Source organism: Velazquezella soli, from assembly GCF_977018685.1.
Genome location: NZ_CDRNXF010000004.1, coordinates 1306440 through 1318749 on the forward strand (window position 1 = coordinate 1306440; position 12310 = coordinate 1318749).

General features: G+C 60.1%; 10 protein-coding genes. 7 read left to right on the plus strand and 3 right to left on the minus strand.

The genetic code is table 11. The features are described 5' to 3' along the window. The first annotated feature begins 11 nt into the window (after positions 1 to 11). Together ftsH and glmM are read left to right on the plus strand one after the other, a co-directional pair. Positions 12 to 1946: an ATP-dependent zinc metalloprotease FtsH gene (ftsH, locus tag AC0JZ8_RS09825; RefSeq protein WP_062461836.1), complete on the plus strand. Its 1935-nt coding sequence runs from the start codon at positions 12 to 14 to the stop codon at positions 1944 to 1946. Between the two features lie 252 nt (positions 1947 to 2198). Further along, positions 2199 to 3554, plus strand: a complete 1356-nt coding sequence (glmM, locus tag AC0JZ8_RS09830) for a phosphoglucosamine mutase (protein WP_430254788.1) — start codon at positions 2199 to 2201, stop codon at positions 3552 to 3554. 70 nt (positions 3555 to 3624) lie between these two features. Here glmM and AC0JZ8_RS09835 read toward each other — a convergent pair whose 3' ends face one another. Next, positions 3625 to 5460: a glycoside hydrolase family 15 protein gene (locus tag AC0JZ8_RS09835; protein WP_092659909.1), complete on the minus strand. Its 1836-nt coding sequence runs from the start codon at positions 5458 to 5460 to the stop codon at positions 3625 to 3627. Positions 5461 to 5613: 153 nt separating this feature from the next. On the opposite strand from AC0JZ8_RS09835, the gene AC0JZ8_RS09840 reads away from it, so the two are divergent. Then, on the plus strand, positions 5614 to 5763 hold the full coding sequence (locus tag AC0JZ8_RS09840) for a hypothetical protein (RefSeq protein WP_162728259.1): 150 nt from the start codon (positions 5614 to 5616) through the stop codon (positions 5761 to 5763). 246 nt (positions 5764 to 6009) lie between these two features. Continuing rightward, positions 6010 to 6843 carry an outer membrane protein gene (locus AC0JZ8_RS09845; RefSeq protein WP_062460728.1) on the plus strand — a complete coding sequence of 278 codons (834 nt, stop codon included), beginning with the start codon at positions 6010 to 6012 and terminating at the stop codon, positions 6841 to 6843. A gap of 202 nt (positions 6844 to 7045) precedes the next feature. Here the strand turns inward: AC0JZ8_RS09845 and AC0JZ8_RS09850 are convergent, their stop codons facing one another. Further along, positions 7046 to 7309: a hypothetical protein gene (locus tag AC0JZ8_RS09850; protein ID WP_471892385.1), complete on the minus strand. Its 264-nt coding sequence runs from the start codon at positions 7307 to 7309 to the stop codon at positions 7046 to 7048. Between the two features lie 369 nt (positions 7310 to 7678). Between AC0JZ8_RS09850 and AC0JZ8_RS09855 the strand changes: the two genes are divergently transcribed. The 3 genes from AC0JZ8_RS09855 (at position 7679) to AC0JZ8_RS09865 (ending at position 11863) form a co-directional block, all read left to right on the plus strand. After that, complete coding sequence (locus AC0JZ8_RS09855) at positions 7679 to 8857, plus strand: phosphoserine transaminase (protein ID WP_209901750.1); 1179 nt, start codon at positions 7679 to 7681, stop codon at positions 8855 to 8857. 92 nt (positions 8858 to 8949) lie between these two features. Next, a complete protein-coding gene (serA, locus tag AC0JZ8_RS09860) occupies positions 8950 to 10545 on the plus strand; it encodes a phosphoglycerate dehydrogenase (RefSeq protein WP_471892386.1) in 1596 nt (531 codons plus the stop codon). Positions 10546 to 10789: 244 nt separating this feature from the next. After that, a complete protein-coding gene (locus AC0JZ8_RS09865) occupies positions 10790 to 11863 on the plus strand; it encodes a Tim44 domain-containing protein (protein ID WP_062460715.1) in 1074 nt (357 codons plus the stop codon). Here AC0JZ8_RS09865 and AC0JZ8_RS09870 read toward each other — a convergent pair whose 3' ends face one another. Beyond that, positions 11864 to 12304, minus strand: a complete 441-nt coding sequence (locus AC0JZ8_RS09870; protein ID WP_062460710.1) for a DUF1810 domain-containing protein — start codon at positions 12302 to 12304, stop codon at positions 11864 to 11866. Between the last annotated feature and the right edge of the window lie 6 nt (positions 12305 to 12310).

The following is a 12310-nucleotide window of genomic DNA, read 5'->3' on the forward strand; positions in this document are numbered from 1 at the left end:
TGGGGAGTTCGATGAACCCAAATTTTCGCAATTTTGCCCTCTGGGCCATTATAGCCCTGCTGCTGATCGCTTTGTTCAGCATGTTCCAGACGGCGCCGTCGCAGACGTCCTCGCGCGAAATTCCGTATTCGCAGTTCCTGCGTGATGTGGATTCCGGCCGCGTTCGCGACGTCGTCGTGACCGGCAATCGTGTCCTCGGCACCTATACCGAGAACGGCACCAACTTCCAGACCTACTCCCCGGTCATCGATGACAGCCTGATGGAGCGTCTTCAGTCGAAGAACGTCTCGATCATGGCTCGCCCCGAGACAGACGGATCGTCTGGCTTCCTGAGCTATATCGGCACGCTGTTGCCGATGCTGCTGATCCTCGGTGTCTGGCTGTTCTTCATGCGTCAGATGCAGGGTGGCTCACGCGGTGCGATGGGCTTCGGCAAGTCGAAGGCGAAGCTTCTGACCGAAGCGCATGGCCGCGTCACGTTCGAGGACGTTGCCGGCGTCGACGAAGCCAAGGCCGACCTCGAGGAAATCGTCGAATTTCTGCGCGATCCGCAGAAGTTCCAGCGGCTCGGCGGTCGTATCCCGCGCGGTGTGCTGCTTGTCGGCCCTCCGGGTACCGGTAAGACGCTACTCGCCCGTTCGGTCGCAGGTGAAGCCAACGTGCCGTTCTTCACGATCTCCGGTTCGGACTTCGTCGAAATGTTCGTCGGTGTCGGTGCATCCCGTGTGCGTGACATGTTCGAGCAGGCGAAGAAGAATGCGCCTTGCATTATCTTCATCGACGAAATCGACGCCGTCGGCCGTCATCGTGGCGCAGGCCTCGGCGGTGGTAACGACGAACGGGAGCAGACGCTGAACCAGCTTCTGGTCGAGATGGATGGCTTCGAGGCAAACGAGGGCATCATCCTCATCGCCGCGACCAACCGCCCTGATGTTCTCGATCCCGCTCTTCTGCGTCCAGGCCGTTTCGACCGTCAGGTCGTCGTGCCGAACCCTGACATCGTCGGTCGCGAACGCATCCTCAAGGTGCATGCACGCAACGTGCCGCTCGCTCCGAATGTGGATCTCAAGGTTCTTGCCCGCGGTACGCCCGGTTTCTCCGGTGCCGACCTCATGAACCTTGTCAACGAATCTGCCCTGATGGCAGCGCGCCGTAACAAGCGCCTTGTCACCATGCAGGAATTCGAAGACGCCAAGGACAAGATCATGATGGGTGCCGAGCGTCGCTCGTCCGCCATGACCGAAGCCGAAAAGAAGCTTACCGCCTATCACGAAGCCGGTCATGCGATCACCGCCCTCAAGGTGGCCGTTGCCGATCCGCTGCACAAGGCGACCATTATTCCGCGCGGCCGTGCGCTCGGCATGGTCATGCAGTTGCCGGAAGGCGACCGCTATTCGATGAGCTACAAGTGGATGGTATCGCGCCTGACCATCATGATGGGTGGCCGCGTTGCTGAAGAACTGACGTTCGGCAAGGAAAATATCACGTCGGGTGCATCCTCGGATATCGAGCAGGCGACAAAGCTTGCCCGCGCCATGGTCACCCAGTGGGGCTTCTCCGACATCCTCGGTCAGGTCGCCTATGGTGAGAACCAGCAGGAAGTGTTCCTCGGCCATTCGGTTTCGCAGTCGAAGAACGTCTCCGAATCGACGGCCCAGAAGATCGACAGCGAAGTTCGCCGCCTGATCGACGAAGCCTATACGGAAGCGCGCCACATCCTGACTGAATACCACGATCAGTTCGTGGCCATCGCTGAGGGCCTTCTCGAGTACGAAACCCTTTCGGGTGACGAAATCAGAGCGCTGATTCTCGGCCAGAAGCCGTCGCGTGACCTTGGCGACGATTCGACGCCAAGCCGTGGTTCGGCTGTGCCGAGCGCCGGTGCAAAGAAGGACGAGCCGAAGGGCGATGCGCCCGAAGGCGGTCTTGAACCTCAGCCGCACTGATCTCTACTGCATCAAACCTATTGAAGCCGCTGCGGAAACATCCGCGGCGGCTTTTGCTTATCGACCTTAGCAGGGCTGGTTCGGTAACGGGATATAAGCGATTTTGACGGTAATTTAGGTGCCAACGCAGATGAACTGTGGCATGAGCCGATCTTGGACGGCAGTGCCGCCGATCCGCTCGGGCATGTTGCACATACAGACATAACCGGGCGAAGACCGCGCTTTTGAGAGCGCGTGTACCAGGGAGCTTACATGACACGCCGCTATTTTGGGACTGATGGCATCCGCGGGCATTCCAACGTCTATCCGATGACGCCAGATCTTGCGATGCGCGTCGGTATTGCCGTCGGAACAATTTTTCGCAACGGAACGCACCGCCACCGAGTGGTGATCGGCAAGGATACCCGTCTTTCCGGCTACATGCTGGAAAATGCCATGGTCGCAGGCTTTACCGCAGCCGGCCTCGACGTGTTTTTGCTTGGCCCGATCCCGACGCCCGCCGTCGCCATGCTGACGCGCTCGCTGCGTGCGGATGTCGGCGTGATGATTTCCGCTTCACACAACCCGTTCGAGGATAACGGCATCAAGCTGTTCGGCCCCGACGGCTACAAGCTTTCCGATGAGCTGGAAATGCGGATCGAGGATCTGCTCGACAGCGACCTCCATTCGCAGCTGGCAAAATCGGCCGATATCGGTCGCGCCAAGCGCGTCGAGGGCGATATCTACCGTTATATCGAACAGGCCAAGCGCACGCTCCCGCGTGACGTTACGCTGCACGGTCTTCGGGTCGCGATCGATTGCGCCAATGGTGCCGCCTACAAGGTCGCGCCGCTGGCTCTGTGGGAACTCGGCGCCGAAGTGGTCACGATCGGCAACGAGCCGAACGGCACCAACATCAATCTCGATTGCGGCTCAACCAGCCCGGCGGCGCTGCAGCGCAAGGTCCACGAGACGCGCTCCGATATCGGCATTGCGCTCGACGGCGACGCGGACCGTGTCATCATCGTCGACGAGAATGGCGATATCATCGACGGCGACCAGCTGATGGCGGTTATCGGCGAAAGCTGGGCGGAAGACGACAAGCTGACCGGTGGCGGCATTGTCGCGACCGTCATGTCCAATCTCGGGCTCGAGCGCTTCATGGAGACGAAGGGCCTGACGCTTGCGCGCACCAAGGTCGGCGACCGGTATGTGGTCGAGCACATGCGCAATCACGATTTCAACGTGGGTGGCGAACAGTCCGGTCATATCGTGCTGTCGGATTTCGGCACCACCGGTGACGGTCTTGTCGCAGCCTTGCAGATTCTTGCCCGCGTCAAGCGGCTCGATCGCCCGGTGAGCGAAGTCTGCCGCCGGTTTGAGCCGGTGCCGCAGCTGTTGAAAAACGTACGCTTTGCCGGTGGAAAGCCGCTGGAAAATGCCGCTGTGCGGCAGGCGATCGCGGATGCGGAAGCTGAGCTTGCCACCAAGGGCCGCCTCGTCATCCGCCCGTCGGGCACCGAGCCGCTTATCCGTGTCATGGCTGAAGGCGACGACCGGGCCCAGGTGGAGCGCATCGTCGGCGATCTCGTCACGGTAATTGCCAACGCCAGACCGGAAGCGGCCTGACGGATCGTTCGGATCTAGCCTCTCCCGGCTATGACGGGAGAGGGGGCGCGACCTCGTGGCCGTTCGCTGGTTACGGCCGCCACTGTCTGAACTTGCCGTCCAGTGCGCCGTCGAGGTAGAAGGCGGCGCTGATCAGGGCGAGGTGGGTAAAGGCCTGCGGAAAATTGCCGAGGAACTCACCGCGCGGATCGAATTCTTCCGCATAGAGCTGCAGGTGATTGCCGAACAGGAGCAGCTTTTCCATGTTGATCTCGGCTTCCGCCAGGCGACCGGCGCGGGCGAGGCACTCCACATACCAGAATGAACAGGCGGCGAAGAAGCCTTCATCGCCGTCCAGGCCGTCCTTGCGCTTGTAGCGCATGACGAGCGCATCATCGGCAAGTTCGTTGCCGATTGCATCGAGCGTCGCCAGCCAGGCCGGGTCGGTGGCACTGATGAAGCGCACGAGCGGCATCATCAGCATGGACGCGTCGAGATCACTGCCGCCCTTGGCATGAACGAAGTGCCCGAGATCGGCATTCCAGAAGTTTGCCCAGATGTCGTCGCTGATGGCATTGCGTGCCTCGACCCAGCGTCCGAACGGAGCTGTTAGCGACCGCTTCTGAGCCAGCCGGATGGCACGATCCACCGCGACCCAGCACATAAGCCGGGAATGCAGATGTTCCTGCGGCTCGCTGCGGATTTCCCATATGCCGGCATCGGCGTCCTGCCAGATGTCGCAGACGTGGTCGACGATGCGCCGGACTGCATTCCAGTTGTCGTGGGAGATCGCCTCGCCGTATTTGTTGCTGATATAGACCGAATCGAGAAGCTCGCCGTAGATGTCCAGCTGGATTTGTTCAGCTGCGTTGTTGCCGACGCGGATGGGTTTGGCGCCACCATAGCCCGAGAGGTGGTCGAGTTCCTGTTCGGTGTCGACGCGACTGCCATCGAGATTGTACATGATCTGTATTTCCCCACCTGGCGACCGGTCCGTCCTGTCGACGAGCCAATGGGAAAATGCGTTCGCTTCGTCCTGATAGCCAAGGCGCATCAGCGCGTAGATCGTGAAGGAGGCATCCCGGATCCAGGTTGCACGGTAATCCCAGTTTCGCGGGCCGCCCGGAGCTTCGGGCAAACCGAATGTGCCCGCTGCGGCGATGGAACCGTTCTTTTGCGAGGTCAAAAGCTTGAGCGCCAGTGCCGAGCGGGTGACGGAGGAGCGCCAGCGACCGGTATAGGTCGAGCGTTTTGCCCAGCCCTGCCAGTATTCTATGGCGTCCGCGATTGCAGCGCTGACAGCGTCCTTGTCCCAGACGTCGCCGTCATTTCCGTCCAGAACAAAGTCGGCCGTCTCTCCGGCTTTCAATGAAAACGTGGCGCTGACACCGCCGTCTTCCTTTTCGAAGGTCACCGGGCCCGAGAGGCGAAGGGTGAAATCACCGCAGCGGAACGTTGAAACGCCGCCGTCGACCGTGACCTCGGGCACCTTGCGCGCATAGTCGAAGCGCGGCCAGCAACGCAGCGAAAACGTCATCTCGCCGCGGGTGACTTCAACCCGGCGGATCAGGTTCTCCACCCCGTCCTCGGTTTTTGGCACCGGCATCAGATCGACCACTTCGGCGCTCTGGTGCTGTCCGAGCCAGCGGGTGAGGAGGACGTTGGTCTCGGGGATATACATCTGCAGACGACGGGCATCGTCGATGTCAGGCGAAAGCTCGAACGCGCCGCCCTTTTCCGGATCGAGGAGTGCGGCGAAGATGCTGGGACTGTCCAGATCCGGCCAGCAGAGAAAATCGATCGCACCATCGCGCGCAACCAGCGCCAGGGTTCTCAGATTGCCGACCGCACCATGTTCGGCGATCGGTCGCGGCACGTCGGCGTGGACCGCCAATGATTTCCCAGTATCGGTATTCAGTTGTGTCAAAACCTGACCCTTTCCTATGCAGAACGGACAACTCCGAAGCAGCAGATCGGTTCGCCGATAACGTCTTGGCTCGCCAAGAAGTTACCCCTGATTTTTTAGGGATCGAACTTCGAGATGGTGCGTTCTCTTTCCCGCAAGGACGGGATGGAAGAGATGCAGCACGTGAAAATCGAAGCTGTCCGCAGGGCAGCGGTCAAACTTGTCGCAAGGCATGAGCAGGAAAAACTGAGGACTGCGCTCGCCGACCATCTTCGATCCGTGGCCGAGCTGAAACGCAAAGCCAAAGCGGACCGGGAAGGCTGACCGACGCGAGTGGGCGGCAGGCGAGGGCGTCATTCACGAAAAATTCGCCGATAATTTTTTAGAATTCACTTATATAATGTGAACATGTCGTTAAGAGCAGTGTGCTGTTAACCGCAAATCTTCACGAATATAACCTTGCTGGGGTTATAGTTAATCAGCATTTAACCTTTTTTCTTCATTCTTCATTGTCAAAGAGGTGGCCGGGCGTCGTGCCTGCCATTGACGCGACAAGCTTGGAGATGAGCCATGAAGAAGTGCCTAGCAGCCACGATGGCGTTCTTGCTGACGACCACCGTTGCCTATTCCGCGGATGTCTATCAGCCGCAGCCGGAAGCCTTTCAGGATGCACCGGAAGTGACCGTTCAGGAGTCGACCGGGTGGTACCTGCGCGGCGACGTCGGTTATTCCTTCAACAAGCTGCGCGGCGCCAAGTTCTTTCAGGGCGGCAGCTCGGCAAGCGAAACGGATTTCCGGTCGACGGATATCGACGACAGCTTCACGTTCGGCGGTGGTGTCGGTTACCAGATCAACAACTACCTTCGCTCGGACGTGACTTTCGACTACCTGACGAAGAGCGACTTTGAAGGGTCGACGAGCGGCAGCTGCGGCGTGGCGGCGGACTGCATCTCCAAGGATCGTGCATCGATGAGGGCCTATAGCCTTCTCGCTAACGTTTATGTCGATCTCGGCACATACGCCTATTTCACGCCCTATGTCGGCGCCGGTATCGGTGCGACCTACGTGAAATGGGACAAGCTGCGCAACACGTCCTGCGCCACCGGAAACCCGGCGCTGTGCGATGATTCGGTTGAACACGGCGGCAAGGGCTCGTGGCGCGCGACCGGTGCCCTGATGGCTGGCGCGACCATCGACGTGACCTGCAACGTCAAGGCCGATGTCGGCTACCGCTTCCGCTATGTCGACGGCGGCGACATGTTCGGTTACGCCTCGAATGGTGGTCCGGGCCGCGACAAGGGCTTCTACAGCCACGAAGCACGCCTTGGCGCTCGCTACGTCTTCGGCGGCTGCGCGACACCCGTCGCCTACGAGCCGGAACCGGCTCCGCTGGTCTATAAGTAAGCTTTATCTCGACCTCGAGAAAAAAGGGTCGCCTTCCGGGCGGCCTTTTGTCGTTTGCCTGTCTCGGACGATGACCGGTTGCCTCTGCCCTTTCATCTCACTGGTACAGTAAGAGCGTCACGAGGAGGCGCGCTAGAGCCAGATCGCGGCGTCAACTGTCTAGGCGACCAATCCAGGGCTTTCAGGGAAGTCTGATCGACGGTCAGTCATCGAACGGACCGTCGATCCTGTGTCTGTCGATTATGCGCAGGCTACGATCAGGTTCGATGACGTAAGTTTCGCTGATCCGTTCACCGAACTGATTGCGAAATTCATGGGGTATCCTGCTGCCCACCGGTGCGTTTTTCAGCCGCGTGTGAGGCTGCCCTTTGTATGTGATGCTCCCGGGGATGGGGGAAAGGTCGACCTGTGATGTCGAGCAGGCCGTGAGGAGGCCTGTTGCAGCCAGTACAAGAAAGCGTTTCATGGTCTGCTCCTGGATCTGTAGGTAAGCTGTCAAACAGCCTGGGCGGAGAAAAATTTTCCTGACAGGCTGCGGGCTTCAGGCTCATATTGCTGAAGACGCACTGACGTTGCAGGGCTGCACGCCATTTCGACAGTATTGGCGCAATAGTCTTTTGAACTTTGCAAGGGTGATCAGTCGGGGGATCGGCATATCAAACATATGCTAGCAGACCGATCCCGGTCTTGTGCTACTCCGGCTCCATCAGCGCGATCTTGCTAGCCGCACTCTCCAGAAACCCATTTCCACTTGCGCTTTTCTCATCTTTCCACTATCCACGGCGGCGGGACACTCCTCCCCAACGAGGAGCCAATTACCTGGAAGGGTATACATATGGCCACTGCCGCAAAGCCGGACCTGCGTCCGAATAACGCCCATTTTTCTTCTGGCCCTTGCTCGAAGCGCCCCGGTTGGTCGCTCGACGCTCTCTCCGATGCCCCGCTCGGTCGTTCGCACCGCGCCAAGGTTGGCAAGGACAAGCTCAAGCAGGCCATCGATCTCACCCGTGAAGTTCTGAACGTTCCGGCCGATTACCGTATCGGCATCGTTCCCGCATCCGACACCGGCGCCGTTGAAATGGCGATGTGGTCGCTGCTTGGCGAACGCGGCGTCGACATGGTCGCCTGGGAGAGTTTTGGTGCCGGCTGGGTCACCGACGTGGTCAAGCAGCTGAAGCTGAAGGATGTCCGCAAGATCGAGGCCGATTACGGTGTTCTTCCCGACCTTTCCACTATCGATTTCGACCGTGACGTGGTCTTCACCTGGAACGGCACGACGTCTGGCGTTCGCGTTCCGAATGCCGACTTCATCCCTGATGACCGCAAGGGCCTCACCATCTGCGACGCAACGTCGGCCGCATTTGCGCAGGACCTCGATTTTGCCAAGCTCGATGTCACCACCTTCTCCTGGCAGAAGGTGCTGGGCGGCGAGGGTGGCCACGGCATGATCATCCTGTCGCCGCGCGCTGTCGCCCGTCTTGAAAGCTACGTCCCGGCGTGGCCGCTTCCAAAAATCTTCCGCATGACCTCGGGCGGCAAGATTTCCGAGGGCATCTTCAAGGGTGAGACGATCAACACGCCGTCCATGCTCTGCGTCGAGGATTATATCGATGCGCTGCAGTGGGCAAAGTCGCTCGGCGGCCTCAAGGCGCTGATCGCCCGTGCCGACGCCAATGCGAAGGTGATCTTCGATTTCGTGGCGGCCAACGACTGGATCGCCAATCTGGCGCAGGTCGATGAGACGCGCTCCAACACCTCGGTCTGCCTGAAGATCGCCGATGCCGATGTCGCCGCTCTCGACGCTGACGCACAGGCAGCCTTTGCCAAGGGCGTGACCTCGATCCTCGAAAAGGAAGGCGTCGCACTCGACGTCGGCGCTTACCGCGACGCACCGTCCGGCTTGCGCATCTGGGCTGGCGCCACCGTCGAAGAGGCGGACATGAAGGCGCTGATGCCGTGGCTCACCTATGCGTTCGAAACGCAGAAGGCCGCGCTGTCCAAGGCCGCCGCCTGATCGAATTCCGGTGCCGCCGCTTTCCCTTTGAGGGACGCGGCACCGTTTCATCCGCTTTTAGAGATTACACCCCTTAATCAGGAGCCCAACCCATGGCACCTCGCGTTCTCGTATCCGACGAACTCTCCGAAACCGCTGTCCAGATCTTTCGCGATCGTGGCGTCGAAGTCGATTTCCAGCCGAAGCTAGGCAAGGACAAGGACAAGCTCGCCGAAATCATCGGCAATTACGATGGCCTCGCCATCCGTTCCGCCACAAAGGCGACCGAGAAGCTGATCGCTGCCGCGACCAACCTCAAGGTCATCGGCCGCGCCGGTATCGGCGTCGACAATGTCGACATCCCGGCTGCCTCGAAGCGCGGCATCATCGTCATGAACACGCCGTTCGGCAACTCGATCACGACGGCTGAACACGCGATCGCGCTGATGTTCGCGGTTGCCCGCCAGTTGCCGCAGGCCGATGCCTCGACGCAGGCCGGCAAGTGGGAAAAGTCGAAGTTCATGGGTGTCGAAATCACCGGCAAGACGCTTGGCGTCATCGGCGCCGGCAATATCGGCGGCATCGTCTGCAAGAAGGCGATCGGCATCGGCATGCATGTCATCGCATACGACCCCTTCCTCTCGGCTGAACGCGCGCTGGACATGGGCGTCGAGAAGGTCGAGCTGGACGATCTACTGGCGCGCGCCGACTTCATCACCCTGCATGTTCCGATGACCGACAAGACCCGCGGCATTCTCGGCAAGGAAAACCTTGCCAAGACCAAGAAGGGCGTGCGGATCATCAACTGCGCCCGCGGCGGTCTCGTCGATGAGGCAGCGCTTGCAGAAGCCATCAAGTCCGGCCATGTCGCCGGTGCCGGTTTCGACGTGTTCGAAGTCGAGCCTGCGACGGAAAGCCCGCTGTTTGGCCTCGACAACGTCGTGTGCACGCCGCATCTGGGCGCCTCCACCACGGAAGCCCAGGAGAACGTGGCGCTGCAGGTGGCTGAACAGATGTCGGACTATCTGGTCAAGGGTGCCGTTTCCAACGCCATCAACATGCCCTCGATCACCGCTGAAGAAGCACCGATCCTGAAGCCGTTCATCCGTCTTGCCGATGTTCTCGGTGCCTTCGTTGGTCAGGTCACGGAAGATCCGATCAAGGACATCGAGATCCTGTTTGATGGCGCAACGGCCGGAATGAACACCAAGGCGCTCACCTCCGCGCTTCTGGCTGGTTTGATCCGTAACCAGGTGGCAGACGTGAACATGGTTTCCGCGCCGATCATGATCAAGGAAAAGGGCATCGTCCTGTCCGAGGTCAAGCGCGACAAGACCGGTGTCTATGACGGCTACATCAAGCTGACGGTCACCACCGACAAGCAGAGCCGTTCCGTCGCCGGCACCGTCTTTTCCGACGGCAAGCCGCGGTTCATCCAGATCAAGGGCATCAACATGGACGCCGATGTCGGCGCCAACATGGTCTACATCTCCAATACCGACGTACCCGGCATGATCGGCTTCATGGGCACCACGCTCGGTGATGCCGGCGTCAACATCGCCAACTTCCATCTCGGCCGCGAGAAGGATGGCGGCGATGCGATCGCGCTGCTTTATGTCGATGGTCCTGTTTCGAACGACGTGCTCGCCCGCCTGACCGCCAACCCGGCGATCCGTCAGGCCCGCCAGCTGGTCTTCAACGTCGAATAAACCATCCTCCCGGATGACCAAGACAAAGCCCGGTGCCAGCGCGCCGGGCTTTTTCGTTGTGATCAAGCCGATGTGATCGGTCCATACGCTAAATCTCCCGCTGGTTGTATTTGCATCGCTTGGCTCCCGTTTCATCGTCCGATATCTACTTCGGCGGGAAAAGATGGTGGTGGCTCTAAAATTCGCGCCTGCCACTCTCTATATCTAGGATCACGACCGCATCGGGCGGCCAGAGGAGAAACCAATGTTATCCAAGCTTCGGCGTTTCCAGAAACTCTTCGCGATCTTCGCGGTCGGAATGGCAGTTTCGCTAACAGCCGTCGATATGGCGGAGGCGCGCCGCGCCGGCGGCGGTTCCAGCTTCGGCAGCCGCGGTACACGCACATTCGCACCGCCGCCGACCACGAACACGGCACCAGGCACGGCAACCGGCATCAATCGTTCGATGACGCCCAACACGCAGCAGAACGCAGCGTCTCCTGCTAACGGCGCAGGCGCTCAGGCGGCTCAGCCGCGTCGTGGCCTGTTCGGCGGCATGGCCGGTGGTCTTCTCGGCGGTCTGGCTCTCGGTGGCCTGTTCGGCATGATGATGGGCAACGGTTTTGGCGGTATGGCCGGCATGTTCGGCATGCTGTTGCAGATCGCGCTGATCGCGGGTCTTGCCATGCTGGCCTTCCGCTTCTTCGCCCGTCGTCGCCAGCAGCAGCACCCGGCGGGTCCTGCGGGCAACGCGCGCGATAACGGTTTCGGCGGTAACAGCCGTGACAACAATAACCATGCCTACCAGGCACCGCAGAACAACGGTGGCGGCTTCCAGATCCCTAAGATCGGTTCTGGCGGCGGTGCGATGGGTGGCTTCGGTGCCACGCAGGCTGCGTCTGCTCCGCGTCAGGCGGGTCCCGACACGGATGAAGTCGGTATCACCGGTCGCGATCTCGGCCTCTTTGAAAAGATGCTGACGGATGTCCAGGCTGCCTATGGCGCGGAAGACTACGCGAAGCTTCGCAATCTCACCACGCCGGAAGCCATGTCCTATCTGGCTGAAGAGCTTGGTGAAAACGCCACCAACGGCGTGAAGAACGAAGTCCGCGACGTGACCCTGTTGCAGGGCGACCTTTCGGAAGCCTGGCGCGAAAACGGCCAGGAATACGCAACGGTTGCGATGCGCTACTCGAGCGTCGACTTCCTGAGCGATCGCAACACCGGCGCTGTCGCCGAAGGGGATCCGAATGCCGTCACGGAAACGGTCGAGATCTGGACCTTCGTGCGCAAGCCGGCCAATGACTGGAAGGTCTCGGCCATCCAGTCGGCTGCCTGATCAGCCAATCCCCAGCAGCGCGATCGTCTTGTCGTCGCGCTGGCCGCCGAAGAACTTCTCAAGGGCTCGCTCGAAAGGCGAGCCCTTTTCTGTTGCGGCTTTATCGAACAGCGTCATCGAACTGCGAAACTTCATGTCGTCGGGGAACCCGAGGATGGTGCGCGCCGAAAGTCCTTCATGCGGAAGCATGGCGTGCGTGCATTCGAGGAGACGTGGTCCAAGCACCGGATGGTCGAGATAGGTCTGGGCTTCTTCCAGAGAGGTAAGTGCGAAGCGTTGTGACATGATTGAGGGACCAAGACCGGCGATCTGCGGGAAAATGTACCACATCCAGTGCGACTCTTTGCGGCCGTTTCGCAGTTCGCTCATGACCTGCGCGTAGACCGGGTCTTGTGCATCCACGAACCGGGTAAGGTCGGATTTTCCGTTATCGACAGTCATGCCGCG

Bases quoted from the DNA above. Each gene is read 5' to 3' on its own strand.
- ftsH (WP_062461836.1), top strand. From the start codon at position 12: ATGAACCCAAATTTTCGCAATTTTGCCCTCTGGGCCATTATAGCCCTG.
- glmM (WP_430254788.1), top strand. From the start codon at position 2,199: ATGACACGCCGCTATTTTGGGACTGATGGCATCCGCGGGCATTCCAAC.
- AC0JZ8_RS09840 (WP_162728259.1), top strand. From the start codon at position 5,614: ATGCAGCACGTGAAAATCGAAGCTGTCCGCAGGGCAGCGGTCAAACTT.
- AC0JZ8_RS09845 (WP_062460728.1), top strand. From the start codon at position 6,010: ATGAAGAAGTGCCTAGCAGCCACGATGGCGTTCTTGCTGACGACCACC.
- AC0JZ8_RS09850 (WP_471892385.1), bottom strand. From the start codon at position 7,309: ATGAAACGCTTTCTTGTACTGGCTGCAACAGGCCTCCTCACGGCCTGC.
- AC0JZ8_RS09855 (WP_209901750.1), top strand. From the start codon at position 7,679: ATGGCCACTGCCGCAAAGCCGGACCTGCGTCCGAATAACGCCCATTTT.
- serA (WP_471892386.1), top strand. From the start codon at position 8,950: ATGGCACCTCGCGTTCTCGTATCCGACGAACTCTCCGAAACCGCTGTC.
- AC0JZ8_RS09865 (WP_062460715.1), top strand. From the start codon at position 10,790: ATGTTATCCAAGCTTCGGCGTTTCCAGAAACTCTTCGCGATCTTCGCG.
- AC0JZ8_RS09870 (WP_062460710.1), bottom strand. From the start codon at position 12,304: ATGACTGTCGATAACGGAAAATCCGACCTTACCCGGTTCGTGGATGCA.